Here is a 26,172-nt window from a genome sequence, read left to right on the forward strand (position 1 = left end):
CAGATCCTGTTCTCTCAGCGTCCCAGCCATGCGCCACAGCTTAACAGCAGCACCCTCGTCCTTGGACGGGAGCGCCGGAAGCCGCTAATCAGATACGGTGGATGCTAAAAAGACTCTCCCAGAAATGGAGCGGGAGCATTCTAAAAGTATAATTGATGCCGGTGACAAGCTTTTTTATAATTCATACCGAGACATATATGGCTTTTTATCAGATTTGCTTCGTGAAATGCCAGATATGTCACTCGATGAAGCCGATGCGAAAAGTGTGATATGCAGACAGATTTTTATGCGTCTAATGCAAGACTATAGGTCATCACACTTACTGATTATGGCTGGCTATCCTTACAGCGCTGGATCGATCGTCGCATCAATGCTTGAGTTGGCTTATGAAATAGGCTGGTTAATCGACGACCAAGACAATTCGAGATTGGATAAATGGTCTAGTCATCAAGATTTAAGGTCTACGTCAGAGAATTATTTCAATAGAATGCAGAGCATAATAACGAGCACATATCCCAACGATAAAGACGAACGCTTAGAAATTGAAAGAGAGACTTACAAGAATCTTTCGGCTATGAAGCACGGAAACTCAGTTATCTTAAGGGAAGCACATTCCTTCATAAATGAGGAGAATTTGTGCTTAACTCCAATCCCAATATTGACTGGAAGCTCTCTGAATACATCTAAGTATGTTGCCTTCCAAGCTTCTAGAATAGCTTTGGTGGCAGGAGCATTTTTTGCAGACGGTTTTCTTGGTGTGGAGGCATTAAGCAGACTGGCAATCAGATTTACACAACTTGAGCAAGATTACAGAGAAGCCCATCGAGCTGTTAATGATACTACAGTTCAAAATTGAGGTTTACCCATGCCCCTAGACCCAGCCCTGAAAGAAGTCCTTCTTCAATTTGCCGCCGCGCCCCAACCAGACGGCCTCGACGAGATGCGTCAGGCGGTCATCGCCAGCGCTGAGCGCATGCCCAAGCGGCCCACCAAGATCGCTGGAACCCGTGATTTGTTGATTCCCGGCCCCGAGTCCGAGCTGCCTGCCCGCCTGTACTCACCGCTGGGCGCAAAACCTGAAGGCGGCTGGCCGCTGACGGTCTTCTACCACGGCGGCGGCTTCGTCGCGTACAGCATCGAGACGCACGATCAGGTCTGCCGCGAGCTGTGTGAGGGTGCGAATACAGCGGTGCTCAGTGTGGATTACCGCCTCGCGCCCGAACACAAGTTTCCTGCCCCCGTGGACGACGCTTACGCCGCTTTCGTCTGGGCCGCCGAGCACGCCGACGAGCTGGGCGTGGATGCTTCCAAACTGGCCGTATCGGGCGACAGCGCAGGCGCGAGCCTCAGCATCGCCGTGACCCAGCGTGCCCGCGACGAGAACGGCCCGGCCATCAAAGCGCAACTGCTGATCTACCCGGCAGCCGATTTCGTCAACACCGAGCGCTACCCCTCGCGCAAGGAAAACGGTGAGGGCTACTTCCTGACCGAGGAGCGCATGAAGTTCTTCGGCGAAATGTATCTGGCTGAGGCCGTGCACGGCGAGCACCCGCACGTCTCGCCCCTGCACGCCGCCAACCTCAAGAATCTGCCGCCCGCGCTGGTCCTCACCGCCGAGTTCGACCCGCTGCGCGACGAGGGGATGGCCTACGCCGAAGCGCTAGGGGCGGCGGGCAACCGCGCCGAGCAGCAGAGCGGCCCCGGCATGATTCACGGCTTTGCCAACATGACCGGCATCTCACCAGCAGCGGCGGAGCTGATGGATAGGGCGGCGGCCTGGCTGGGGCAGGAGTTGGCGGGCACAGCTTAAGGCAGAGACTTTTAACCTGTCTGACAGGTGCGCCGAGTCTGCGCTAGAGTGAGGGCGCTCAAAATCCTTCACCCGCTCTTTGCGCTCACGCCCGTCAGGAGGTTTACTTTCGTGGCCCCATTTCTCTCTAAACGCGATTTGCAGTTTCAGCTCTACGAGGTGCTGGACACCGCCTCTCTCCCCCACCGCCCGCGCTTCGCCGAGCATTCCCGCGAGGTCTACGACGACGTGCTGGCGCTGGCCTACAACGTGGCCGACAAGTATTTTGCCAACCATGCCCGCGAAGCCGACTTAAACGAGCCGCATGTCGTGGACGGCAAAGTGCAACTCGTTCCGGCAGTTCAAACTGCAGTCAACGCCTTCCGCGACGCCGGATTTTTCAGCGCCCACCACGACGAGAAGTTGGGCGGCCTGCAACTCCCCTGGGTGGTGCTTCAGGCGGTGCAGGCCAACTTTCAGGCCGCCAACGTCGGCTCCAGCGGCTACGCCTTTTTAACCATTGGCAACGCCAATTTGCAGCGCGAGTTCGCCTCTGAGGCGCAGCAGGCCAAGTACATGATGCCGCTGCTGGAAGGCCGCTGGTTCGGGACGATGGCCCTTTCCGAGCCACACGCCGGAAGCGGGCTGGCCGACATCACCACGTCTGCCACACTGCGCGAAGATGGCAGCTACAACATCTCAGGCAGCAAAATGTGGATTTCCGGCGGTGAACATGAGCTGTCCGAAAACATTGTCCATCTGGTACTGGCCCGTATCAAGGGCGCTCCGGCGGGCGTCAAGGGCATCAGCTTGTTTATCGTGCCGCGCTACCGGGTGAATGAGGACGGCTCAACAGGTGAATCGAACAACGTCGTGCTGGCGGGCCTCAATCACAAGATGGGCTACCGGGGCACCACCAACACGCTGCTCAATTTCGGTGAGGGCGGCGAAACAGTGGGCGAACTGCTGGGCGAAGCGGGGCGCGGCCTGGCCTACATGTTCAGGATGATGAACGAGGCCCGCATCGGCGTGGGCATGGGCGCGGTGATGCTCGGCTACGCCGGATACCTCGCCAGTCTGGAGTACGCCCGCGAACGCAAACAGGGCCGCCACGCCAGCAACAAAGACCCGCAGAGCGGCATGGTGGCGATCATCGATCACGCCGACGTCAAGCGCCTGCTGCTGCGCCAGAAGTCGTTCGTGGAAGGCGGGCTGGCGCTGGGCCTGTATGCCTCAGCGCTGGTCGACGAGATTCAGACCGGGCCGGAAGCCGAGAAGCCGGACAACGAACTGCTGCTCGATCTGCTGACCCCTATCGTCAAATCCTGGCCCAGCAAGTATAGCCAGGAAGCCTTGAGCGACGCCATTCAGGTGATGGGCGGCGCAGGCTACACCCGCGATTATCCGGTGGAGATGTATTACCGCGACAACCGACTCAACCCCATCCACGAGGGCACCGAGGGCATTCAGGGCAATGATCTGCTGGGCCGTAAGCTGGGTCAGGCGGGCGGGCGCGGCTTACAGGTGCTGATAGCGAAGATGCAGGTCGACCTTCAGACGTCAGGTGGCTTAGACGGTGTAGCCGAGATTCGCGCCGCTCTCCAGACTGCCATGCAAGAGTGCGGCGCGGCGTTTGGGAAGATTCTCAAACGCGCTGCCGAACTCGGCCCCGATCTGTTTCTGGCCAACGCCAACAGCGCCCTGGAAGCCCTCGGCCACACCGTCATCGGCTGGATGTGGCTGCGGCAAGCAGCAGCGGCGGCCAAAGCCTTGCCAAATGCCAAAGGCGACGACTCGGACTTTTACCGGGGGAAGTTGCAGGCTGCCAAATTCTTCGCCGTTTACGAATTGCCCAAAATCAAGTTTCACACCGACCTCCTCGCCAGCGCCGATCCCACCACCCACGATATGCAAAGCGCGTGGTTTTAGAACCTATTGGATCATCTTCATCAGCGCTGCTTTGACGGCGGCGCGGCGACTCACCGGCATCTCGCAAGCCCTCAGGAGGCTCCATTGAATACTGTCCCAGACACCAGCCCACTCAAGACCGTTCAAGTTTCTGGCCGCAGCATGGCCTACACCGAAATTTGCCCCCAGCGTCCCAAAGCCACCGTCCTCTTTTTGGCGTGGCTGGGCGGCTCGCGCCTCGGCTGGCAAAGCGTGGTGGGCGAGATCGGTCAGGACTACCGGGCGCTGGCCCCCGATCACCGCGACACCGGCGACTCCCAAATGGTTGAGGACGCTTACACCCTGACCGACTTGGCCGATGACGCCGCCGAATTTCTCAAAGCTCTCCAAACCGGCCCCGTCTTCGTGGTGGGCCTCAGCATGGGCGGGATGGTGGCGCAGCATCTGGCCCTGCGGCACCCCGAGTTGGTGCGCGGCTTGGTGTTGGTATCCACCACAGCGGGCGGGGCGGGCAGTACTCCCGCCACCGAACGCGGTCGTAACGCTCTGTTTTTGTCCACCGACATCGAAGCTGGAGAGCGGGCGCGGCAGGCTTTGGCGCTGATGGCCGCTGACGGCCTGCTGGAGCGTGACCCCGCCGCCTTTGACGTTGCCCAACACAATGCCGAGCAGCACCCCCAGAGCGCCGAGAGTTACAAGCGGCAGTTTCGGGCCATCCGCAGCCACGACACTGCCGCCGAGCTGAGCCAAATCAAAGTGCCGACGCTGATTTTGCACGGCGAAACCGACGATCTGATTCCGCTGCCCAACGCTCAGCGCCTCGCCGAGAGCATCTCTGGTACAAACATCAAAATCTACCCACAGACCGGACATATGCCGCAAGTAGAGCGGCGAGACGAGTTTCTGGCCGACTTGCGCAGCTTCCTGCAACAGTACGCATGAAGTTCCTGCTGCTGCTGGGCTTGCTGGGAGTCAGCGTCGCCTCGGGGCAGGACGCTTCGTTCAGTGACGGTTTCGCGCTGCCGTCCGGGCGAATTCAGTGTCAGTTTAGCGACGAGAAGACTCCGCCCGCGCTGAGCTGTGAAGTGCAACTCGCACAGTTCAGGCCGCCCACCCGGCCCGCCGACTGCCCGCTGGCTTGGGGCGATTCGCTGGGCCTAGGCGTCACCGGCAAAGCGTACTTCGTCTGTCACGGCGACACAGTATTTGATCCCTTGCGGCCCGCGCTGGCCTACGGCAACACTTGGCGCACGCCCGGCCTGACACCAAATGGCCGGATCATCTGCCAGTCGCGTCCCAGCGGCCTGCGCTGCACCAATGCTGATGGGCACGGCTTCGAGCTGGCCCGCGCTTATTACCGGCTGTTCTGAATACATTCAAAGGAAAATCCTATGCCCCTACAACCCCTGTTTGACCTTACTGGAAAAGTTGCTCTCATCACTGGCGGCTCACGCGGCCTCGGCCTGCAAATTGCCGAAGCGCTGGGCGAATACGGCGCGATAGTGGTGCTGACCGCCCGCAAGCAAAACGAACTCGACGAAGCCAAAACCCACTTGGAAGGCTTGGGCGTGGAAGTGATGACCATTCGCAACGACCTGAGCGATTACCCCAGCATCGAACCGATGGTGCAGCAAATCGTGGACGCTTGGGGCCAGATCGACATTCTGGTCAACAACGCCGGAACCACTTGGGGCGCGAAAAGCCAAGATCATCCGCTGGACGCCTGGGAAAAGGTCATCAATCTCAATATCAACGGCCTGTTTTTGGTGACGCAGGCGGTGGGCAAGCTCTCGATGATTCCGCGCCAGGGCGGGCGGATCGTCAACATCGCTTCGGTAGCAGGCCTTCAGGGCAACGGCATGGGCATGATTCCCACGCTGGCCTACAACACCTCCAAAGGCGGCGTGGTCAACCTGACGCGCACACTGGCCGCCGAGTGGGCGGAGTACAACATCACTGTCAACGCCATTTGCCCCGGCTACTTTCCCACCAAGATGACCAAAGGCACGCTGGATTACGGCATGGAGCGCATTCTGGCCGCCACGCCCCTGCGCCGCATCGGCAACGAGCAGGACTTGAAGGGACTGGCCCTGCTGCTGTCCAGCGACGCTTCCGCCTTCATGACCGGCCAAAACATCGCGGTGGACGGCGGAGCCATGTTGATATGAACGTGTTGATATGAGCGGTGTCGGTTTAGAGAGTGAAGGCGCACGGCGGCTCGTCCAATTGGGATTAGAAGGGAGCGGCCATTCCAAATGGATTGGTCTAAATAAATCGGCGTGCGGCTGCGCTCGTTTGCAGCGGGCACAGTCGAGATTGAGCTTGACTTGCGCCCCGACCTCACCCAGCATCACGGGCAGGCGCACGGAGCCGTCATCGGTTACCTCGCCGACACCGTGAGCGCCTGGGCAGCCGCCAGCTTGGAGGGCGACGTGGTGACAGCGGAATACAAGCTCAATTTTCTGACGGCGGCACGCGGTGAACTGCTGTGGGCGCGGGGCGAAGTGCTGCGGGCCGGGAAACGGCAAGCGGTGGTGCGCTCGGATGTTTACTCGCTCAGTGGCGAGGAGCAAACCCATGTCGCCACCGCTCTAGCCACCATCGCGGTGATCGGGCCGAGGAGCTGAAGGCCAATCAAATCGCTCCAGTCTTGCGCCGCAGCGGCAGCAACCCTGAGCCGCCGACCAAGCCGAATAAGTCGGGCTTGAGGAAGTCCATGCTGCGGCACAAAGCATTGAGAGTTACCGCCCCACGTGACCCACAACCCGCAGGCACGACTGGTAGAGCGGTCAAGCCTATCCCCAGCCTCAGCCCCGCAGGAGGGTTATGCAGCCCAGTGAACTTCAGTCTCACCTCGGCCAACAAATCGCGCTTTCCGAGTGGCTAGAGATCACCCAAGAGCGCGTCAGCGCCTTTGCCGACGCCACCAGTGATCATCAATTCATTCACGTCGACCCCGAGCGGGCGGCTCAGACTCCTTTCGGCGGCCCCATCGCCCACGGCTTCCTGACGCTCTCACTGCTGGCGGGTCAGTTCGCCAATCTGGGCGGCAGTCTGCAACTGGAGGGCGCAAGAATGGTGGTCAATTACGGCCTCAACCGGGTACGCTTCATTGCTCCGGTGCGGGTGGGCAGCCGCTTACGCAACCGCGCGGTGCTGCAAAGCGTGGAAGAAGGCGCGGGGTATCTGCAAGTGACGGTGCTCAACACCGTAGAAATCGAAGGGCAAGACAAGCCCGCCATGATTGCGGAGTCGCTGGGACGGGTGTATTTGTAGAAACCTTTTGAGAAGCTTTAAATCGACCGCAGGAGTTCGGCGCGGACTTGCTCGGCGTCACTCGGCCTTTTGGCCGGATCAGCTTCCAGCAAGTTAACGCACAGCTTTGCCAGCGGCTCCCCTGCCAAATCTAATTGGCCGTCTGCCGGCAATTCGCCCATCAGGCCCCAGTACAGCAACACGCCCACGCCGTAGAGATCGCTCTGCGGCCCCAACACCTCGCCGCGCTGCGCTTCGGGCGACTGAAAAGCGGCGGTGCCAATTCGGAGCGGCACGGCAAAGGTTTCGCCGATCGGCCCCGACAAATCGTAGTCCAGTAAAGTGGCCGCGCCACTCTTTTGCACCAAGATGTTATCGGCCTTGACGTCCCGGTGCAGCCAGCCGCCCGCGTGCATGGCCGCCAGACCCTCCAGCACGTCGCTGAGCGTCCGCACGAAAGCTGGGCGCTCGCGCTCAAGGGCGGGGCGAAAACGGTAGCGGCCAAACAGCTCGGTGCCTTTGGTAAAGCGCAGCACCACTGCCGGCTGACCCGCCACTTCGCTGAGCATCATTACTTCTGCCAAATGCGGCCCGCGCACCCGCATCCTGGCTTCTCGCGCGGCGTGATCGGCCAGCGGCGGCGCAAACAGCTTGACCGTATAAGCTTCTCCGTCGTCGCCCAGCGCCACATACACCAAACTGGACGCACCCTGTCCCAGCGGACGAATCAAGGTGTAATGGTCAGCCAAACGGGTGCCAGCGAGCGACATACCTCAGCCTAGCGCTTCACGTCTGACACGAATCCCTCAAGTCACCCTAACTTTCATGAACCTGTCTTTTGCGCCCCTCTTGCCATTTGGGTTTTTGAAGCGGCATTCACCCCTGCCCCGATCGACTGCGGCGCGGCCTGCCCCCCACCAAGTTCCGCATTCTTTCATGCTAGATGGGCTATTCTTTGCAAGATTGCTTTTGGCTGCCCCGCTTCCGCTGACCCAGATGGAACTCAGCGGGCGAAAGCGGGGCGGCCCTTGCCAAAGATCAGGAGTCAGATGACTAAACTCAAAAAACCGCCGAACGCCTTCCAGCGCCTCTGGAAAGAATTACTTGAGCCGATTGTCTTTGCAGTCGTCATCACTCAGTTCATTGCCACCTTGGTCGGCGTAGACGGCGTGAGCATGATGCCCAACTTGCGCCACCATGAACGCGTGCTCGTGCCCAAGTACGAAACGTGGCTGCACAAAGTCGGCATCGGGGATTTCAAACGCGGTGACATTTTGATTTTTAAGCCGCCCGCCGCCGCCGAAACACGCACTTTTTTTAATTTATGGACCTACCGCCCCTTTTTGATCAAACGGCTGACCGGCCTCCCAGGTGACAAGTTGCGCATTTCAAAAGGCGTGGTGTTTGTCAATGGCAAAGCGCTGAGTGACAATTACACCGCCGATTACTGGAAGTCGCAGGGCTGCTGGGATACCGGCAGTCCGATCGCCAATCAAATTCAGTCGAGCCTCAAAGGCATCTTGACCGATCAAGCTGAAATCACTATTCCTGCCGGAGAGTATTTCGTGATGGGCGATAACCGCACCGAGAACGGCTCGGAAGACTCGCGCCTGTTCGGGCCGATTCCGCTGCGGGATATCGCGGGCCGCGCCGCTGCCGTGATCTGGCCGATCATGCGACAGGAGAACGCCAAGTACAACTGCGCCATTCAAAGCGCCAATCCCGCCGATTACGTTACGACCAGCGGCAAAAGCAACTTGAACTGGCGTATATTGACGCGGCCAGAGACTTTTAATCAGGATTTCGGGAAGTAAAACGTACGGGCTGCAGAGATTACGGAGTAAAGCATAAACTGAGATCGGGACGGTAAAATCCACCGTCCTAATCTCAGTTTATATAGATTCCCTACAATCCATAAAAATTTCGGTCACTCACTCATGCGCTTTGGTATCCACGCTTCAGAATCTGCGTTTTGACTTCTCAGTACCCCTTGCCCAACTCCACCTTATTCTTCGGCACCTCGCCGCGTGCGAGTTGGCCCAGCACTCCCTCGGCATAGTCGGCGGCCCGCTGCTGCATATCCTGAGTGGTGCTGGCAATGTGGGGCGTGATCAGCACGTTGCCGCGCCCCCACAGCGGATGCCCCTGCGGCAGCGGCTCAGGGTCGGTCACGTCCAGCACTGCGCCGCCCAAGTGGCCGCTGTCTAGAGCCCAAACGAGCGCCGCCGTGTCCACCAGTTCGCCGCGTCCCAAATTGTAGAGCCACGCGCCAGACTTAAGGCTGGCCAGCACCCCAGCATTCACGATCTGCTTGGTGGCTTCGGTCAGCGGCAGCAGCAACACCACATCGTCTGCCGTGCTGAGCGCCGCTTGAATCTCCTGCAGCGTGCTGCTGGAACGCAGGCCGGTGATCTGTGCGCCGAAAGGAGCCAGCAAGTCACTGAGAATGCGCCCGATGTGGCCGTAGCCCCACACCACCACGTTGCGCCCTTTCAGCGTCCACAGTTGTCCGGGGCGCTCCCAGCTCCCTGCCTGTGCAAAGCGGATCAGGCCGCGCCCTGCCGCCAACAGAGTGGCCGCCGCGTGCTGGGCCACCGCCTCGTCGTGCAGTTCGTGGGCATTGTAAAGGGTCACACCGGGCGGCAACATCTCGGGCCAGCCGTCGATTCCGGCAGTCAGGGTCAGCACCCACTTGAGGCCGGGACGCGAAAGAACTTGTAAGCGCAGCTTTTTGGGCATGCCCCACGCCACCAAGCCTTCAAATTCACCTTCAGGCAAAAAGTCGGCGCGGTAATAAGCAGACTCAGTACCCTCGGCAGTTATGGCGCGAAACTCCAGCAGATCAGGCATCAGGACGCGAGTGGGCGTCGTTGTGGGCGGCTTGGGCATCATTCCATTCCTCCAAAGTAATTTCCATATGAACGTCGGTGCGCTTGGCGTGTTCGGTGCGGCCCATTTCGCGGAAACCGCTGGCTGCAAACGCCCGCTGAGCGCGGCGGTTGTGCAAAAAAGTGGTCAGCCGAATGCGCCTCAAGGTCGGTTGGCGCGTTCCAAAGGCCCAGTCCAAAGTGGCCTGCACCGCTTCGCGTCCGTAGCCCTCCCCCCAGAGTGTTCGCTCGCCGATCATTACGCCGAGGGTGGCGGTGGTGGGGCGCGAGGGCGGTGAGGGGCGCAGGTCGTAGAGTTCGATGCTGCCAATCAGGCGCTGATCTTCGTTCATGATGCCAAAGCCGTGGCGTTCGCCGCTGCGCTCCTCGTCTTGCATCACTTTGCGGAACAGCCACTCTGGCAGCCGGATCGGTTGAGCGCCGTTCCAGTCGGCCAATTCGCGGTCACGAAAATAACTGTACAAAGTGCGCCACTCGGCATTGTTCATTTCAAGCAGGGGTTTGAGCGTCACCCTCCCCCAATTCAGCTCAGCCCGCTGCTGCCCACTCATCGGCTCCATCTTATCGGTAAACACCGGCTGAGCGGCAAACATGGTGAGAGCGGGCTAAGCACTGCGGGCATCCGGCGGATCGACATACACCGTTTTTTGTTGGGTGTAGTGAACCTGCCCCGAAGGAGCGCCCTTGGGCCGCCAGACGTGCTTGATACGGGTATAATCCACCGGCACATTGCCGCTGAGCCGCGCTTTGCTGTGCTGGGCGGCGAGCTGAGCGGCGTACAAGATATCCGGCAAATCGAGGTCGCGCCCGCCAGTTCTGACCAAGACATGCGACCCCGGATAGCCCTGCACGTGAAACCAGTAATCGGTGCTGCGCCCCAAACGGTGGGTCAGCACCGCGTTTTCTTTGTTGTTGCGGCCCACCAACACCTCAAAGCCGCCGGGCGAGGTGTACCGCGCTCCGTAAGCGCTGCGCAGCGGCTGCTCGGCGGTGAGTTGGGTTTCGAGGGCGGCGAGCTGCTCCAAACTGGAGGAGTCCAGGTCGCTGAGGCGGCGCTCGACCTCGGCGTAATCCTCGCGCAAGGTGGGTTCGCGCTCGGCTAGCCGCTCGAACACGTCCTCGCGGCGGCGGGCGCGGTTGTAGCGCTTCTCAGCGTTTTGAATAGCACTTAGGGATGGTTCTAGCGCAATCGGCACTTCGCCTTCCCCAGAAAAGTCGGGCAGCAGCGCCGACGACACGCCCGCCTCGACGGTGTGCGCGTACGCCATCAGCAAATCGGCTTCGCGGCGGTTTTGGGCGGCCTCGTCCAAGCCGAGGGTGGCCCGCTCCACGTCGCCGAGTTGGTGGGTCAGCAAGGTCAGGCGCTTGGCCAGCGGTTCGCGCAGCGCTTTGCGAAGTTGGGCGGCTTTCTCGGCGCGGGCCGCTTCACGCGAGGCGTCGTTGAGGCTGGCCTCCGAAGCGCTGAGGGTCGGGTCAACGACCAAGCTTTTGAGGGCTTCTAAGACTTGCGGCCACCGCTCACCCGCTGCGCCCACGAAGCCGACGCGGCGCACCAATTCGGCGCTGAGACTCGGCCCTAAACCGTCGATCTGCTCACGCCAACGGGAAACCGGCAGGTCAGCTAAACTTTCAGCCTCCTGCGCCGTCATCGTGCGCGGATCGAACTTGTCGTAAGGCGGCGGCGGCACATACACGCCCCCGCTTCTGACGGTGCGGAAGCGGTTGCGGCTGTTGGTGATCTCACGCCCGGCGCTGAGAATCCGGCCTTGCCAAGCGTCTGCATCTTCTTGCAAGGGTTCCAAGACCAGCAGGTTGGTGTTGCGTCCGGTCAACTCGAACAGCAGCCGCACGGCCGGCACGTCTACAAATCCACCCTCACCCGCGAAGGCAAACTGGGCCACCCGGTCAAGCTTGAGTTGCTCGGCGCTGAAGAGTTCGCCGCGCACTTTGGCCGCCAAAAAACGCTGAAAGGCGTTGTGGGCATCGCCGCGCAGCCGCTCACGGCTCAGGTAAATCACCGGCTGCGGCGGGCGGTACGACAGCACCAGATTGCTGACGCCCTTTTGACCTTCAAAGAGCAGCGCTGCCGACGTTTCATCGGGAAAAACCCAGCCCAGCGTGCGGGCCGGTAAATGTTCCCGAAGCTCAGCGAGAGTGCGCGATAGAGCTAAACCTTCCATAAGCTTTTATTGTGCCGGTTTTGCAGGGAACAAATGGGAAATGAGGTACCCCTTTGCCCACTCACAATAGGCCTCTCCTCTCCTATTTGCCCAGCACGAACTGAATCAGCCGCTTGACCGCCGCGATGTCCGACGGGTTGCTTACTTTGTAGCCGTTGACGAACAAGGTCGGCGTGGCATTGACACCCGCCGCTAAGGCTTCTTGCAGTCCGGCGTCTACGTTGGCTTTACCGCCCCGGTTGGCGAGGCAGGTTTTGAAGGTGTCCCCGCTGAAGGTATTGGCTTTGCCGCTGGCAAGCCGAGTGGCCAGCGCTATGAAATTGGGATTGGGATTGGCGGCTTTCGTCCAGGCCGTCCAGTTGGGGGTATCAAACAGCGCGTCTTTGTAGGCCCAGAATTGCCCCTGCGCGGCGGCACACTCGCTGGCTTCGGCGGCGGCGCGGGCATTCGGGTGAATTTGCTCCAGGGGAAATTGGTGAAATTCAAAGCGCAGGGTGTTGCCGTAGGTTTTTTGCAAATCTGCTTGCAGAGCAGGCCAAGCTTGCTGCTCAAATTGCTGACAAAAGGGACACTGGAAATCACTGAAAAGTCGCAGCACCACTGCCGATTTGCTGGGCCCGAGCGTATTGGCCGTGCTGATAAACACCTTGCTGGGCACCTCCGCCAACTTGAGACTAAATTGCAGGCGCTGCCCCATTTGCTTGGTGGTCACTTGGTACTGCTCGGCGCTGATGGTCATGCCCGCTGGAGTACTCATTTGCGGCTTGACCTGTGGGTTACCGAGGTATCCGGCATAAGGCGTCGCCAGCCCGTCACCGTAGCCGCTCAGCACGCCGAGCAGTTGGCCCGCTTTGGCCGCGTCCGGCGTCGGCAGCGTCACGGTTGCGCCCGCCAAATACGAACCCCGACTCACCAGCGTGATCTGGGTGCCGTCGGGGGCAATGAGAGTGTTGCCGCTTTTGACGTAAGCCGAGAGCAGCGGGTTGCCGTCCAGCGAGGTGCTGAGGTTGCCGACTTGGGCTAAGGCCGCGCCGCCGAGAAGCGCGAGTGACAACGAAATAAAGCGAGCAAAACGAATCATCCCGCCATTCTAAGCGGGATGATCCTTCAGGGCTATGACAAGGTGAGGCTTTGAAGACGCCGGTTAAACCCGCACAAATTCGTCTACATTGACCACGAACATCACCGCGCCGCCCACCGGCACTTCCACCGGATCGGCCACCAGCCCTTCACCCTGCTCCCCCATCGGAACGCTGGGCGTGACCAAGCGGCTGCGGCTGCGGCAGTTTTGGGCCACCAAAGTTTTGAGGTGCGGCAACCGCTCATCTTGGACGCCGATCATCAAAGTGGTGTTGCCCTCGCGCAAAAAGCCGCCGGTTGACGCGAGCTTGGTGACTTCGTAGCCCTGCTCGGAAAGGCTGCGCATCAGTCCGGGCGTATCGGCGTCTTGGACGATGGCGAGTACCAGTTTCATGGGTGTCAGTTTAGCAGATGGGGTGTGAGGGGGAAGTCATGAACCGGCCTTGGCAGGATTCGTGAATTGGTAGCGCTGTTTCCAACTCACGGATGAGCCGGTGGTCATATAAGCGGTATAGGTGAACTCGGCGTACCACTGCGCAGTATTGCCCGCTTTAGCCGCACTAATATGGCCAATGGCCCATTCGCCGGGGGTGATGGCTTTATTGGCTGCGGTGTTGGCTGCCCAACTGCCGTTGTTGCTCCACACCGCGTCACTGCTTGTCAGCGTACAAGCAGCTTCTGGAGTGGGAGTAGTTCCAACACAACGGTAACCTCCCTTGGCTCCCACCATCAGCGTGCCCTTGGCTGGAACGATGGGCGAGTTGTCAGCAGTTGCTGGATCACCGTCACCGTTGAGCAAAATAGCAGTGTAATCAAGCTCACGAACATCCGGTGCGCCAGCAGTAGAAGTCAGATTGGCGTTGACGGCGGGAATCGTAATTTTCCCTGAAGTGTCCACTTCATAGCCCAAGTTAGTCAGACTCACCCGGTAAGCGTCTTGATATCCTGTTGGCGTAACGCCACTAATGCCGCCATTACACCCCGCCAAAGGCAACACCAGCGCCCACAACAACCACACCTTTTGAAATCCGAACTTCTTTCCTGCTTGCTTCATGCCTTTTCCTCCGGGTCTTGATCTCTAAGCTGTGGGTTGAGCATATAAAACGCCAGCCGCTTCATGCCCACCAAAAAGTCCACGTTCTCCACCATCACATCACGCCACTCATCACTGATCTCTTGCAAACCGCGCTCATGTCCCGCGCCGTCTTGGGCCGGCTGAATGAGGGTCGGCGCGAAATTCAGAATACCTTTTACGCCCGCTTCGACCATAGACTGCGCCGCAGCCTGAGCGTGTTCGGGCGGCACCGCCAAAAAGCCCATATCAATGGCCCGGCCCTGCGCGGCTTGCTGCTGGGCAAAAGCAGCAAGGTCGCGAATGTGCTGGATATTCAGTTGGCGCGGCTGCGCAGAAGCTGCCAACTCTGAGCCGCTCACGCCCTCGCGCTGAGCGGGAACGTCAACGGGCATGCCGATCAGCTCGGCCTTGACATCAAACAGGCCCACGTAGCCAAACTGGTACTCGCTGGCCCCCGGATAATGGGCGATGGCTTGCCCCAGTCTACCCATGCCCACGATGACCACGCTCCACGAGCGGTTGAGGCCCAGCACGCGGGTCAGCTCGCGCTTGAGGACGCTAACGGTGTAGCCCATGCCGCGTGTGCCGAATCTGCCGAAATATGCCAAATCCTTACGGACTTGAAAGGCGCTGACCTGAGCACGCTCGGCCAGTGCGCCGCTGCTGGTGGTGGGCACTTCGGCGCGTTCGAGCTCCTCAAGAATCCGCAGGTAGGTCACCAACCGCGAAACGGCGGCGGTGGGAATGCCGGGAACGCCCTGAACCGTCACGCTGCCGCGTCCAGCCGCTCAGCGAACTCGGAAGTGATCAAAGCCGTTGTCGTTGAGCTTGGTTTCGGCACGCAGCACCGCCTCGCCGGAAAAGGGGCCGATCAAGACCGTGACCTTTTTGCCTTCCGGCGCTTGCACGCTGGGGTTGTAGCCCAAGTCGTCCAGCAAGCCCACCAGGCGGGCGGCACTTTCTTGGCGGTCAAACGCGCCGACTTGCAAATACACCGGGCCACTGGGCGCAGCCGCTTGCGCGGGCTGGCTGGGAACGGCCTGAGCGGGCGCAGGTGCCGGTGAACTGGCCGCCGGAGCCGCCGAAGGACTCGGAGCGGCGGCACCAGCAGCATCATTACGGGCGCTGCCAGAGCTGCCACTGGCTGCTGGCTGCTCCAAACCGCTGCTGACCGACGAGCGCGGCGCGTACAGCAGTGCGCCGCCGTAAGCCCGCGAGATGTCGCTGAGCGCTGCGTTGGCGTCGCTGGCATTGGCAAAGGGGCCCACTTGCGCCACCACTTGCGACCCCAAATCAATCGGATAAACGGTGTAGCCCAGCGCGCTCACCGCAGCGGTGCTGGCCTGCGCTTCAGACACGCTGCCGAAGGTGCCGAGGCTGATGCGGTAATCGCGCCGCAGCGGAGTGCGGTTCTCACTGGTCGCTACTGCTCCGCCGCTGCGGGGCGGTGTAGTTGCTGCCGCAGTGGGCGGCGCGGTAGGAGACGGAGGAGTGGTCGGCTGACCTGTTGCCGGTTGGGCCGTCGGCGCTGGCGTGGTGGTTACGGGCGGCTGACTGGTGTCCGGCTGCGGCGTTACAGGCGGCGCAAGTGGGCTGGTCGCCACCGGGCCGGTGCTGGGTTGAGTTTGACCGAGTTGTGCAGGAGTTACCGTGCTGGGCGGTGTGGTCGGGGATTCGGGCTGAGCCACCGTTGCCGCTTGGTCGCCGCTGGCCGGAGTGGAGGCGGCAGGATCAGTGACGGGCGTTTGGGCCGCCTGCGAAGGATCAGTGGCGGGGCTTGCAGCAGGCGCAGTGGCAGCAGGAGTGCTGGGCACGGCGGAAGTCGTTCCAGTTTGGCGCACGCTTCCTTGGCCTGCGTCCGGCGGCGTGACGGCTTGGGTGTTGGTGACGCCCGTGCCGGGCGCAGCAGGAATGTCAGCGGTGCTGGCCGGAGTCGGCGTCAGCGCACTGGGGGTGGTGGCGGCGCGGTTGCGCTGAGTCAGGAGCAAGCTTCCGAGGCCCAGCGCCAAGACCACAATTAAAATGCCGATCAACAGATCAGGTAAACGTCGTCCTACAAGTCTCATGGTAGCTACCTCGAGCTACAGAGTAGGACATTTAAGGAATAAGGGGATGGGAGAGAGGCGAGAAAACCGCTCCTCCCCGCCCCTTTTCTCAGTGCCAAATTGGTATGCGCCGCGTTATTTCAGTTCGGCTTTGGCAGCGGCCAATCCCAGTTTGGCCGCAGAAGTAAAAGCAGTTTTGGCTTCGGCGTCTTTGCCCTGCGCTTTGCGCGACAAGCCGAGCTGATACCAAGCCGCCGCGTTTTTGGGATCTTCGACGGCCACGCTGCGCAAAGTCGGCTCTGCTTCGGCAAAGCGCCCCGCCGAGAGCAGCGCCGCGCCGAGGTTGAGCCGGGCGCTCAGGGTGTCGCCCAAGCGCACGCTGTCACTGAGGGCCGCAATCGCCGCCGGATAGTCCTTGAGGGCGTAAGCGCTCAGGCCCAGCCACAGCGAAGTTTCAGCGCTGGGCTGCTTGGCGGCGCTGCCCGCAAGCGCTTTAGCCGCCACCAAATAGTCTTTGAGGCGGTAAGCGCTGACGCCCTGCACAAACGCGGCGCGGGCCTGCGTGGCAATGTCGGCAGGCGTGGGCGCGGGGCTGTCGGCCAGCTTGAGGGTAAGCTCGGCGCTCTTGCGGGCCTCGGCATTTTGACCCAAGGCCAACTGCACCGCCGCCAAATTCAGGAAAATGCTGGCGTTGCCCGCTTCCAGCGTAGCGGCTTTTTGCCAAGCGCTCAGGCTGCCCTTCAGATCACCGCTGCTGGCCAGCAGACCTGCCAAAGTGGAGGCGGCGCTGGCCGAGCGGCTGTCGGCCTGAACCGCTTCTTTGGCGGCTTGGGCGGCGGCTGGCACTTTGTTTTGGAGTTGCAGCAACTGGGCTTTGCGGACCAGCAAGCGGGAGCGGTCGGTGCCGCTGAGTTGCCCTCCAGCGGCGCTGTCGAGTTCGCGCACCGCCCGGTCAGGCAGGTTTTGGGCGGCGTAGATGTCGGCGATCAGGAGGGCCGCTCCGGCACGGGTGGCGTCGTTTTGCAGCGCACCGTAGAGCAGCGGCAGCGCTCCAGCGCCGTTGCCGGAAAGGGCCACCGCTTGGCCGAGGCGGTAGCGCAAATTGGCGTCGCTGGGGTCAATCGCCAGCGCCTGCGTCAGGGTGGCGCTCAGGGCGGCGTAATCCTGGCGGCGGTTTTGCTCACCGGCCAGCGCTTCCAAGACCTGACGGCGGGCAGTGGGCGCGGCATTGCCCGATAGCGCCGCCGCCGCCGTGAACTGCTTAAGCGCTTCGTCATACTCTTTGTTCTTGACCGCGATAATGCCGAGGTTGTACGGCCCTTCAAAGCTGGCAGGCGAGAGCGCCACGAACTGACCCAGTTCAAAGCGGGCACCAGTCAGGTCACTCAGCGCGAACAAGCTCAGCGCCAAGCCGAAATGCGGCTCAGGTTGCTGGTAATTCTCCGAAATCAGTTCTTCGTAAATGGTGCGGGCCTGCGCCCACTTGCTCTGGGCAAACAGCGCTTTGGCCGAGTTCAGACGCACAATCTGGGCGTCGGTCAACGGCACAGCGGGCGCTAAAGCGGCAGCAGGCAGGGCCGAAGGAGCGGCCACAGGAGAAACGGGCGAGCCCGGCGCGGCTGGAACCTCAGCCTGAGCTTGCGCCTGCTGCTTTTCGAGCTGGGCTTTGAGCGCTTTAGCCCGGTCTATGGCCGCTTGACCGCCCGTTACGCTCTGCTGATCGAGGGTGTTGCTGATGTTGATGGTCTGCAGGGTATCGACCATCGTCTGAGCGCGGGCCAGCGGCGCGGCAGCCAGCGCCAAGGTGAGAAAGGAAAGGGCTACCCAGCGCCGACGCGAGGGGGCAGGCGCAGGGTAGGCGGGAGCCAGCGGCGAGGGCAATCGTGTCTTCATCGTGCTTGTCATGCTAGCAGTTGGCTCTTGCCCAACCCTTACACCCAGACCAGCACTTCCTACCGGCTGCGCTGGGTCAGCCACGCGGCCATGTCGTTCATCGGCCCGCTTTGCATCGGCGCGAAGGTGTCTTGGGTAATGGCGGGCGAGAGGCCCAGTGAGTGCCCCAAGCCCGCGTAGAGTTTGAAAGTGTGATCCGCGTTGCCCGCCGCGCCCAGCGCGTCGTTGAGGCGCTTGGCAGCGGCAGGGTCAATGTTGCCGTCGTTCTCACCTTGCATGATCAGCACCGGCAACTTGAGGCGGGGAGCCAATTCGCCCAAAGTCGGCAGGGTGGTGGCGGGGGCGTACATGGGCGACTGGGGCGTGAACTGCTGGTAAAACTGGCGAATTTGCGGCAAGGCTTCGGCCTTCAGATCGATCAACCCGTCTTTGTTGGTGTCGAGCAGGGTGCTCAGCATGGGTTTTTGTGGCGTGCTCTCCAGCGAGAGCAGCAAGCTGGCTTCGGTCTTGGCCAGGCCACTGCCGTTTCCGTAGAGCGCAGCCAGCACGCCTTCGAGGTCTATTTTGCCGTCTTTGCTGTAGGGCTGCAAATAGGCCAAGCCGACGCGTTCAAACTGGTTGGCAAACGAATCGGCAAACGAGTCCACCACCGGCCCCTGCACAATCAGGCCGCTGGCATTGGTCTCCAGTGCCAAGCTGGACGCGATGACGCTGCCTTCGCTCCAACCGTAAATGAAGACTTTGGAAGCGTCCACCCTCGGCTGCTGTTTGGCGGCATTCAGGGCGGTGCGGGCGTCCGCGAGCAGATCGGTCATGCCCAGTTTGCCGTACTCGGTAAAAGCGGCTTGGGCGGTCTGGGGCTGAAAAGTGCCCGCCGCGTAGCGTTTGTCAAAGCGCATGACCGCGAAGCCCGCTTGGCTGAGGTGTTGAGCGAGTGCGCCCAGCGAACCCTGAACGACTTGTCCCGCCGATACGCTGTAGCTGCCGTTCTGGTCTTCCGGCCCAGTGCCTGCAATCAGCAGCACCAGCGGCGCTTTGGCCGCGCCCGCTGGGAGGCTCAGGGTGGCCTGAGCACTGACTGGCCCAAATTGCAAGGTGAGGTGACGCTCTGAGCTGCGTGGGCCTGCGCCGCCGGCCAAAACCGGAGCGGTTATGCCCAGCAGCAAAACGAGGGTCAAGCCAGAAACGCGCCGTTTGGTTTGGGGGAAGTCCATGCTCTTTATCTTGCGGCTTGCACAGTGAGAGTCTGCCTCCTTTTCATCAAAGGAAGGATGGGAGTTGACGTTTCGCAGCCTCTAGGCTCCCGCCACCGCTCCCGGCTGCTTGAGGGCCAGTTGACCGCAGGCCGCGCCCGCATCTCTGCCGCGTGAGCGCCGCACGCTGACCGGCACGCCCCGGTTTTCTAAGCGGTCATAAAACGCTTGAAGTTCGTGTTCGGGGGTTTCCACAAAGCCGCTGCCTTCCCAAGGATTCATCGGAATCAAGTTGACGTGACTGACGAGGCCTTGCAGCAGATCGGCCAGCATGTCGGCTTGCCACAGCGAGTCGTTGACGCCGCTGAGCATGGCGTATTCGAAAGTGACGCGCCGCCCGGTCACGGCTTGGTAGTCGCGGGCCGCCGCCATGATTTCGCTGATCGAATTGGCCTGCCCCGTCGGAATGATCTGCTGGCGGGTTTCTTCGTCGGGGGCGTGCAGACTGATGGCCAGCTTGATGCCGAGTTCGTCCTCGGCGGCCAGCTTGCGAATGCCTTTGGCCAGTCCCACCGTGCTGAGCGTCACGCGGCGCTTGCTCATGCCGAGGGCTTGCGGGTGCAGCAGCAGCTTGGCGGCGGCGATGGTGTGGTCATAGTTGAGCAGCGGCTCGCCCATGCCCATGAACACCAGATTGCGCATCTCACGCGGCGAAAAGCCCTGATGCCAACTCACCGCCAAAATCTGCCCCACCACTTCGCCGGGCGTCAGGTTGCGGCCAAAGCCCATCGAGCCGGTGGCACAAAAAGCGCACTTGGCCGGGCAGCCCACCATGGTCGACACGCAGATGGTTTTGCGGTCGAGGTAAGGCATATACACTGCTTCCATTTGCCGCCCGTCAAACAAAGTGAACAGGTATTTGACGCTGCCGTCGCTGCTTTCCACTGTCTCAGTTTTGCTAAACGGATTGAGGGCGTACTGCTCCGTGAGTTCGGCCCGCAGCGGCAAGGGCAAATTGGTCATGTCATCAAAGCTGGGTGCGCCGTGGACAAATACCCATTCCAGCAGTTGTTTGCGGCGGTAGCCCAGGAGCGGATAAGCGTCGGGCTGGAGGTCAAGGAGAAGCGGCAACATCTTTCCAGTGTACGGCGCGTGGGCCAGCTTAAATGGAAGGCATGCAGAGGAGGGCTTTGCCCTGTTCACCGCAATGCCTTATTCTCAGGCATGACCCACACCCTTAAAAGAGCAGTGGTTACGTCGGCGCTTTTCGGCCTCAGCTTGGGTTTGCCGCTTGCCAGCGCCCAGACCGTCATCAAGATCGCTACGCCGGAAAGCTTGATGCCGATTCTCAAAACAGCAGGCTACACCGTCACCGTTGACCGCAGCGGCAAGTCTCCTTTTCTCAAGGTCGAGAACAAAACCGACGGCAACGATTTTTACATCGATTTCTTAAATTGCAACACCAGCAGTTGTGACGGCGCGTTCGCCAACGTCTTTTATACCGCCACCGACTTCAAGACCAAACCCGATCTCAAAGTGCTCAACACTTGGAATAAAGAGTATTTCAGCCAAGCCTACATGGACGACAAAGGCAACCCGCACCTGATCAGCACTTACACTTTCGTGGGCGGCTTTACCAGTGCCAACTTTTTAGATTGGGTTCAAACATTTTACGATGAGATCAGCCAGTATAACGATATGCTGGACGGCAAAGGCAAGTAAGCCGCTCAATCTCAGTTGAGTTCACGTAGAAGTCTATCTATGGGCACCGCCAACGCGAAAGCGGGAATCGGTGCCCTTCCTGTTTGGCCCCACGCGTCTTGCAGCTCGTAATACCCCGACATGCTGCCGGGCACGTCTTCGAGCGTCACGAAGCTGTCATAGACGAACACGCCGCCGGGGGCAATGATCGGCTGCTGACCAATGACGCCTTCACCTTCCACCTGCGTTTCTCGCCCGCTGCCGTCAGTGATCTGCCAGTGGCGGGCCATAATTTGCCAAGAATCGGCAGCGTGGTTTTCGATGCGGATGAGGTAGCTGAACACCTGCCGACCTGCCCGCGAGTGGGCCGCGAGGTGCTGCACGGTGACGCTGACTCGCACCTCAGGCGCGGCCACGTGAAGAGGACGTTCGGCAAATTCGGACATGCAAGAAAGCATAAAGCACCCACGCCAGCCGGTGAGCGCTTATGCTCAGGAACATGACTGCTTCCACTCCGAAGACCAGCCCGCTCAACACCGAATTTTTGCTCAACCTTTTGCGTGAAGCCGGCCCCAGCGGTTACGAGGCCCGCCCCGCCCGCGTGTGGCTCAGGGAAGCCGCGCAGTTTGCCCGCACCCGCAGCGACTCTTACGGCAACGCCTACGCCGAAGTCGGCCCCGAGGACGGCCAGCCGATTGTCTTGCTGGGCCACCTCGACGAGATCGGTTTGATGGTCTCGCACATCGACGATCAGGGCTTTTTGGCGTTTCTCAACATCGGCGGCTGGGACCCGCAGGTGCTGGTCGGGCAGCGCATCCGGCTGCTGGCTCCGGGCCAAGACATCTTGGGCGTCATCGGCAAAAAAGCCATTCACGTGATGGAGCAAGAAGAGCGCACCAAAGCCAGCAAGCTCGAAGAGCTGTGGATCGACACCGGCCTGAGCGCCGAGGAAGTCAATCAGCGCATTCCGGTGGGCACGGTGGGCGTCATCGAGCAGCCGCCGCTGCTGCTGGGCGACAAGCTGGTCAGCAAGTCGCTCGACAACCGCGTGGGCGCGTTCGTGGTCTTGGAAGCCCTGCGCCAGCTCGCGCAGCAAGGCGTTAAGCGCCGGGTGGTAGCGGTGGGCACAGCCCAAGAAGAAATCGGCTTGTTCGGGGCCAGCGTCAGCAGCCACGCCCTCGATCCCCTGGCAGGCATCGCGGTGGACGTGACCCACGAAACCAAGCAGCCGGGCGTCAACGAAAAGAAATACGGCAAGTCACCGTTCGGCTCCGGCGCGAACCTGAGTGTCGGGCCACTGTTCAATCCCAAGTTGACCGACGCCCTACAGGAAGTCGGCCGGACCAAAGCTATTCCGTTCAGCGTCTCGGCCACCCCGCGCCACTCGTCTACCGACGGCGACGCGCTGGCCCTCACGCGCGGCGGCGTGCCGACCGGCGTGGTCAGCATTCCCAACCGCTATATGCACAGCCCCTCGGAGATGGTGCAGCTCAGCGACGTGCAGGCCTGCATCGACATCATTGCCGCTTGGGTCATGAGCTTGCCGGAAGGCGAAGTGGATTTTTCGCGCCACTGAGCGCAGACAGTCAAAGCGCGGAGAAGCGGGCTTACCGATAGCCCTGCTTCTCCGCGCCGTTTTCTTGGCCACGTTACAGCGTTTTTTCAAATGCTGAATTCAGTCGCCCGCACCCACTTTGGCCAGCACGGTTTCGTTCTGAGCGGCAAGTTCGAGGATGTGATAGCCGTAAGCGTTGATGACCTGCGCTCCGGTGGCCGCATCGGTGTACGACACCTTTTTACCCTCGTACTCGTGGATATGGCCGTGAACCACCATGCTGGGGCGGCGCTTTTCGATAAAGCCGCTGATAAATTCGCAGCCTCTATGGGCGTAGTCGCTGCCCGCGTGCGGTCCCAGCGGCGGGGCGTGGGTCAGAAAAATATCCACGCCTCCTCTGGCTTGCCACGCCAGCTTGCTCAGCCCCCAGCGGGCCTGTGAGGCCGTGTACTGGTTTTCGCCGTCACGGTAACGCGGCACCCCGCCCCAGCCCGCGATTCTCAGCCCCGCTTCGGTAATCAAACGGCCATGCGCGTTGATGACGCCCTGCGGCAGGTGGCGGCCTGAGCCTTCATTGATGTATTCGTCGTTGTGGTTGCCCGGCACATACACCACTGGCACCGTCAACGTGGAAGCCAAAAACTCCAGAAAAAAACCCGGAACATCGCCCGCCGCCAGCACCAGATCAAATTCGGGCAGGCCGCTGGGAAAGCCCGTGCGGTACACGTAGGGATGCACCATATCGGCCACCACCATCACCCGCTTTGCCGCTGCGGGAGCGAATGTTGCGGCGAGTTTGGCCGGGCGGGCGTGGGCTGTAGGTTGGAGAAGCGAGGTCATAAATGCAAACACTCCTGCCCGGCGCAGGTTCACTGAATTGGGGCAGCACCAATCAGCTCAAACGCGGCTGCTGACTCCACCCACCGGGACTTTTGTGGCCTCCATTCTAGCGCGGCTGAAGCGGCCTAGCAGCAAGTCTGGCAAAATGCTAAAGATGACGGCCCCCGCTCCTGCTTCCAGCTTGCCCACCCTCTTCACGCCGCGCCTGAAGCTGTATCCGCTCACGCACGACATCGTAGTGCGGCAGCTTACGGGAAAGCCGTTCACACTGGATTTGCCGGAACTCGGCCCAGTCGAGTTTGATACCGAGTGGCCCGGCGACGCCTTTGCCATCTTCGCGTCGCTGGCCCAGGACACGCAGAGTTCAGGCGGTTGGGTGATGGTTCACGCGGGCAAGGCAGCAGGCATGATCGGCCCCAAAGGCGTGCTGTGGGGCGCGGTGGAAATCGGTTATGGACTGCGGCCCCAAAATTGGCGGCAGGGACTGGCCACCGAAGCGGTGCAGGCCGTGACCGCTTGGCTGCTGACGCTGGAACACGTCCGGCGCGTCACCGCCGAAACCGCTGTGGACAATCTGGCCAGCGCAAAAGTCCTTACGAAAGCGGGCTTTGTGGAAACGGGGCGCGGCCACAGCGAAGAAGACGGCGACTTGCGGCTGTGGGAGCGGCGCACCTGAAGGAGACCCGACCTGCCGCCCCGATCCTTATGCTCCTTCCCAACTACTCCAACAAAGTGGCCCGAATCCGCGCCGAGAGCATGTCCAGCGCCGGTTCGTTCATGCCGCCGTGCTGAATGATCACGTCGGCGTGCCGCTTGGTGGGTTCGACAAAGCTCAGGTGCATGGGCCGCACGAATTCCAAATACTGCTGAATCACGCTTTCCTGGCTGCGGCCCCGCTCATGAGTGTCGCGCAGTAAGCGGCGAATGAAGCGCACGTCAGGGTCGGCGTCCACGAAGACCTTGAGATGCATCTTGCCGAGCAGATCGGGGTCGTAAAGCGCGAAAAACCCTTCCAGCACCACCACCGGCGCGGGCAAGACGGTCTGGGTCTCTTCGGCGCGGGTATGGTGGGTAAAATCGTAGGTCGGCATATCGACCGGCACCCCGGCCAGCAGCGCGTCCAGATGTTCACGCAGCAAGGCCCAATCGAAGGCAGCAGGGTGATCGTAGTTGGTGCTGACCCGTGTTTCAAAAGGAATCTCGGCCTGGTCGCGGTAATAGTTATCTTGCCAGAGCACCGCGACGCCCGACGCCCCCACCGTTTCGATGACCCGCCGCGTCACGGTGGTTTTGCCACTGCCCGACCCGCCCGCCACCCCGATCACGAAGGGGCGCTGAACTGACTTGTTCACGCCCGCCCGAGTGAGCCGATCAGTTCGATGCGGCGCTCGGCCAGTTTGCGGGCCACCAGATGCGGCGGCTTGTGGTGCTGCTCAGCCAGCGCGGCGATACGCGAGACAATGCCGTAGATTTTTTCTCCGGCGGCTTCCGGCGTGAGGTTGTGGGCCGAGGCGATCAGGCCCGCGCCGTTGATGGCGAAGTCGGGAATATAAGCGATGCCCGCTTCGCGCACCAACTCCTCGCTGCTGCGCGAGAGCGGGTGGTGCTCGGCTCCGGCGATGAGGCGGCACTGCAACCTCGGCACGTCTTGGCTGCGGATGCTGTAGCCGAAAGCGCACGGCGCGAGAATGTCGCAGGGCGCGTCGAGCAGGCTCTGGGTGTCCATGACTTGACTGTTATCCAAGCTGCTGCCCAGCGCTTCGGCCCGCTCAGCTTGGATGTCGCTGAGCAGCAGGCGAGCGCCCTCGCGGTGGAGCAACTCGGCCAGCAGCCGCCCGACCGTGCCGACGCCCAAGATGGCGACGCGCACATTGCGCATACTCTCGCTGCCGAGGGTAAACCGGGCCGCCGCCTTGATGCCCCGGTACACGCCGTAAGCAGTGGCGGCGGCGGTGTCGGTGTTCATGCCCATGGTGCTATTGGTTTCCTGCGCCACATAAGCGATGTCCTGACCCGAAACCCGCACGTCTTCGGTGAGAACCAGCCGCCCACCAAAATGGCTGATCTGCCGCCCCAAAGCCCGGAACAATGCTTCGCGGGCGTGGCCCTGCGCGTCACTGCCTTCTTCGCTCGTCAGGTTGTCGGGGCTGAGCAGCACGCACGACGCGCCGCCGTAATTCAGGCCGGTCAGCGCCGCCTTGAGAGTCATGGACTCGCTCAGCGCCAGCGCTCCCTTGAGCACCAGGTCTTCATCCAGCGTCACCAAGCGGCATCCGGCGATGGCCGGGCCGAGCACCGTCGAGTGAATGGCCAGCACCGCCCGCAACCCGCTGGGCACATGCGAAAGCAGCGTGACTTGTTCGTGTCCGCGCTGCTGCATCTCGTCAAACATCAGCATTGTTCCGCTCCCTTCTGCACGCCGCTCACGCTAGCATGTCTGGATGTTTGCCGGCTTTAGGAGCGCCCTGTAAGATGGGGGCGTTCAGTGAAAGCCGCCGCGCTAAAGTAAGACTCGTCTCAAATGCCCTTGCCCAGCCAAAAGCGCGGGCGCGAGGATGAGATTTGTAAGACATGGCATTCTAAAGTAATGGCGGATTAATCGCCGCATGGCAAAGACAAGCAAGGTCAGCTGAGGAAGGGAGCAAGTTGGCAAGGTGCAGAGCAGGTGGGAGAGAGTAAACCGTGACAAGGCCCCGGCTTTTGGACAATCTGGCTTGCACAGAAGACACCCAAAACCAACACAGCACCATCTAAAACGGCTGCACTGAGT

29 protein-coding genes are annotated in these 26,172 nt (G+C 61.1%); 12 read left to right on the plus strand and 17 right to left on the minus strand.

Going from position 1 to position 26,172, the window contains the following annotated elements; translation table 11 throughout:
• Positions 1-97: 97 nt before the first annotated feature.
• The 7 genes from FNU79_RS15900 (at position 98) to FNU79_RS15930 (ending at position 6,324) form a co-directional block, all read left to right on the plus strand.
• Positions 98-856 carry a hypothetical protein gene (locus FNU79_RS15900; RefSeq protein ID WP_143721781.1) on the plus strand — a complete coding sequence of 253 codons (759 nt, stop codon included), beginning with the start codon at positions 98-100 and terminating at the stop codon, positions 854-856.
• A gap of 9 nt (positions 857-865) precedes the next feature.
• On the plus strand, positions 866-1,810 hold the full coding sequence (locus tag FNU79_RS15905) for an alpha/beta hydrolase (protein ID WP_143721782.1): 945 nt from the start codon (positions 866-868) through the stop codon (positions 1,808-1,810).
• Positions 1,811-1,921: 111 nt separating this feature from the next.
• Entirely contained in the window at positions 1,922-3,718 is a 1,797-nt protein-coding gene (locus FNU79_RS15910) for an acyl-CoA dehydrogenase (RefSeq protein ID WP_185974753.1), read from the plus strand.
• A gap of 84 nt (positions 3,719-3,802) precedes the next feature.
• The gene (locus tag FNU79_RS15915) at positions 3,803-4,639 is read left to right on the plus strand and encodes an alpha/beta fold hydrolase (protein WP_225430124.1); all 837 of its coding nucleotides are present in this window, start codon (positions 3,803-3,805) and stop codon (positions 4,637-4,639) included.
• Positions 4,636-5,067, plus strand: coding sequence for a DUF6636 domain-containing protein (locus tag FNU79_RS15920; RefSeq protein ID WP_143721784.1), 432 nt, complete (start codon positions 4,636-4,638; stop codon positions 5,065-5,067). The genes FNU79_RS15915 and FNU79_RS15920 overlap by 4 nt, the downstream gene beginning before the upstream one ends.
• Before the next feature lie 21 nt (positions 5,068-5,088).
• A complete protein-coding gene (locus FNU79_RS15925; protein WP_143721785.1) occupies positions 5,089-5,865 on the plus strand; it encodes an SDR family oxidoreductase in 777 nt (258 codons plus the stop codon).
• 111 nt (positions 5,866-5,976) lie between these two features.
• A complete protein-coding gene (locus FNU79_RS15930; protein ID WP_225430125.1) occupies positions 5,977-6,324 on the plus strand; it encodes a PaaI family thioesterase in 348 nt (115 codons plus the stop codon).
• A gap of 7 nt (positions 6,325-6,331) precedes the next feature.
• Here FNU79_RS15930 and FNU79_RS19210 read toward each other — a convergent pair whose 3' ends face one another.
• A complete protein-coding gene (locus FNU79_RS19210; RefSeq protein WP_185974754.1) occupies positions 6,332-6,490 on the minus strand; it encodes a hypothetical protein in 159 nt (52 codons plus the stop codon).
• A gap of 33 nt (positions 6,491-6,523) precedes the next feature.
• Here FNU79_RS19210 and FNU79_RS15935 point away from each other — a divergent pair, with 33 nt between their 5' ends.
• Complete coding sequence (locus FNU79_RS15935; protein WP_143721786.1) at positions 6,524-6,973, plus strand: MaoC family dehydratase; 450 nt, start codon at positions 6,524-6,526, stop codon at positions 6,971-6,973.
• A 17-nt stretch (positions 6,974-6,990) separates the two neighbouring features.
• On the opposite strand, the gene FNU79_RS15940 is transcribed toward FNU79_RS15935, so the two are convergent.
• Positions 6,991-7,722, minus strand: a complete 732-nt coding sequence (locus FNU79_RS15940) for a serine/threonine-protein kinase (protein ID WP_143721787.1) — start codon at positions 7,720-7,722, stop codon at positions 6,991-6,993.
• A gap of 279 nt (positions 7,723-8,001) precedes the next feature.
• On the opposite strand from FNU79_RS15940, the gene lepB reads away from it, so the two are divergent.
• A complete protein-coding gene (gene lepB, locus FNU79_RS15945) occupies positions 8,002-8,766 on the plus strand; it encodes a signal peptidase I (protein ID WP_143721788.1) in 765 nt (254 codons plus the stop codon).
• 166 nt (positions 8,767-8,932) lie between these two features.
• On the opposite strand, the gene FNU79_RS15950 is transcribed toward lepB, so the two are convergent.
• The 11 genes from FNU79_RS15950 to rlmN all read right to left on the minus strand — a co-directional run bounded on the left by FNU79_RS15950 (position 8,933) and on the right by rlmN (position 20,437).
• Positions 8,933-9,844: an NAD(P)-dependent oxidoreductase gene (locus FNU79_RS15950; protein ID WP_225430126.1), complete on the minus strand. Its 912-nt coding sequence runs from the start codon at positions 9,842-9,844 to the stop codon at positions 8,933-8,935.
• Complete coding sequence (locus tag FNU79_RS15955) at positions 9,795-10,391, minus strand: GNAT family N-acetyltransferase (protein ID WP_143721816.1); 597 nt, start codon at positions 10,389-10,391, stop codon at positions 9,795-9,797. The genes FNU79_RS15950 and FNU79_RS15955 overlap by 50 nt, the downstream gene beginning before the upstream one ends.
• A 54-nt stretch (positions 10,392-10,445) precedes the next feature.
• Positions 10,446-12,020, minus strand: a complete 1,575-nt coding sequence (locus FNU79_RS15960) for an Rqc2 family fibronectin-binding protein (RefSeq protein WP_143721789.1) — start codon at positions 12,018-12,020, stop codon at positions 10,446-10,448.
• Positions 12,021-12,102: 82 nt separating this feature from the next.
• The gene (locus FNU79_RS15965; protein ID WP_143721790.1) at positions 12,103-13,101 is read right to left on the minus strand and encodes a DsbA family protein; all 999 of its coding nucleotides are present in this window, start codon (positions 13,099-13,101) and stop codon (positions 12,103-12,105) included.
• A 63-nt stretch (positions 13,102-13,164) separates the two neighbouring features.
• Positions 13,165-13,494, minus strand: coding sequence for a cyclic-di-AMP receptor (locus tag FNU79_RS15970; protein WP_124871731.1), 330 nt, complete (start codon positions 13,492-13,494; stop codon positions 13,165-13,167).
• 36 nt (positions 13,495-13,530) lie between these two features.
• The gene (locus FNU79_RS15975; protein WP_143721791.1) at positions 13,531-14,154 is read right to left on the minus strand and encodes a hypothetical protein; all 624 of its coding nucleotides are present in this window, start codon (positions 14,152-14,154) and stop codon (positions 13,531-13,533) included.
• A complete protein-coding gene (locus tag FNU79_RS15980; RefSeq protein ID WP_143721792.1) occupies positions 14,151-14,945 on the minus strand; it encodes a redox-sensing transcriptional repressor Rex in 795 nt (264 codons plus the stop codon). Before FNU79_RS15980 ends, FNU79_RS15975 begins: the two co-directional genes overlap by 4 nt.
• A gap of 18 nt (positions 14,946-14,963) precedes the next feature.
• Positions 14,964-16,208, minus strand: a complete 1,245-nt coding sequence (locus FNU79_RS15985) for an SPOR domain-containing protein (RefSeq protein ID WP_185974755.1) — start codon at positions 16,206-16,208, stop codon at positions 14,964-14,966.
• Positions 16,209-16,355: 147 nt separating this feature from the next.
• A complete protein-coding gene (locus FNU79_RS15990) occupies positions 16,356-18,125 on the minus strand; it encodes a tetratricopeptide repeat protein (protein WP_225430127.1) in 1,770 nt (589 codons plus the stop codon).
• A gap of 47 nt (positions 18,126-18,172) precedes the next feature.
• Positions 18,173-19,327 carry an alpha/beta hydrolase family protein gene (locus FNU79_RS15995; RefSeq protein ID WP_143721794.1) on the minus strand — a complete coding sequence of 385 codons (1,155 nt, stop codon included), beginning with the start codon at positions 19,325-19,327 and terminating at the stop codon, positions 18,173-18,175.
• An 81-nt stretch (positions 19,328-19,408) separates the two neighbouring features.
• A complete protein-coding gene (gene rlmN, locus FNU79_RS16000) occupies positions 19,409-20,437 on the minus strand; it encodes a 23S rRNA (adenine(2503)-C(2))-methyltransferase RlmN (RefSeq protein ID WP_143721818.1) in 1,029 nt (342 codons plus the stop codon).
• 93 nt (positions 20,438-20,530) lie between these two features.
• Between rlmN and FNU79_RS16005 the strand changes: the two genes are divergently transcribed.
• Positions 20,531-21,028: a YbjN domain-containing protein gene (locus FNU79_RS16005; protein ID WP_143721795.1), complete on the plus strand. Its 498-nt coding sequence runs from the start codon at positions 20,531-20,533 to the stop codon at positions 21,026-21,028.
• A gap of 11 nt (positions 21,029-21,039) precedes the next feature.
• On the opposite strand, the gene apaG is transcribed toward FNU79_RS16005, so the two are convergent.
• Positions 21,040-21,453, minus strand: coding sequence for a Co2+/Mg2+ efflux protein ApaG (apaG, locus tag FNU79_RS16010; protein ID WP_143721796.1), 414 nt, complete (start codon positions 21,451-21,453; stop codon positions 21,040-21,042).
• A 53-nt stretch (positions 21,454-21,506) separates the two neighbouring features.
• Between apaG and FNU79_RS16015 the strand changes: the two genes are divergently transcribed.
• Complete coding sequence (locus FNU79_RS16015) at positions 21,507-22,583, plus strand: M20/M25/M40 family metallo-hydrolase (protein ID WP_143721797.1); 1,077 nt, start codon at positions 21,507-21,509, stop codon at positions 22,581-22,583.
• A gap of 99 nt (positions 22,584-22,682) precedes the next feature.
• On the opposite strand, the gene FNU79_RS16020 is transcribed toward FNU79_RS16015, so the two are convergent.
• A complete protein-coding gene (locus tag FNU79_RS16020; protein ID WP_225430128.1) occupies positions 22,683-23,402 on the minus strand; it encodes a metallophosphoesterase family protein in 720 nt (239 codons plus the stop codon).
• Positions 23,403-23,556: 154 nt separating this feature from the next.
• On the opposite strand from FNU79_RS16020, the gene FNU79_RS16025 reads away from it, so the two are divergent.
• Positions 23,557-24,078, plus strand: coding sequence for a GNAT family N-acetyltransferase (locus FNU79_RS16025; protein WP_185974756.1), 522 nt, complete (start codon positions 23,557-23,559; stop codon positions 24,076-24,078).
• A 43-nt stretch (positions 24,079-24,121) separates the two neighbouring features.
• On the opposite strand, the gene udk is transcribed toward FNU79_RS16025, so the two are convergent.
• Complete coding sequence (gene udk / locus FNU79_RS16030) at positions 24,122-24,754, minus strand: uridine kinase (RefSeq protein WP_143721799.1); 633 nt, start codon at positions 24,752-24,754, stop codon at positions 24,122-24,124.
• Positions 24,751-25,800: a Glu/Leu/Phe/Val dehydrogenase family protein gene (locus FNU79_RS16035; protein ID WP_143721800.1), complete on the minus strand. Its 1,050-nt coding sequence runs from the start codon at positions 25,798-25,800 to the stop codon at positions 24,751-24,753. Before FNU79_RS16035 ends, udk begins: the two co-directional genes overlap by 4 nt.
• Positions 25,801-26,172: the final 372 nt, after the last annotated feature.

It is taken from the genome of Deinococcus detaillensis, from assembly GCF_007280555.1.
GTDB lineage: Bacteria > Deinococcota > Deinococci > Deinococcales > Deinococcaceae > Deinococcus > Deinococcus detaillensis.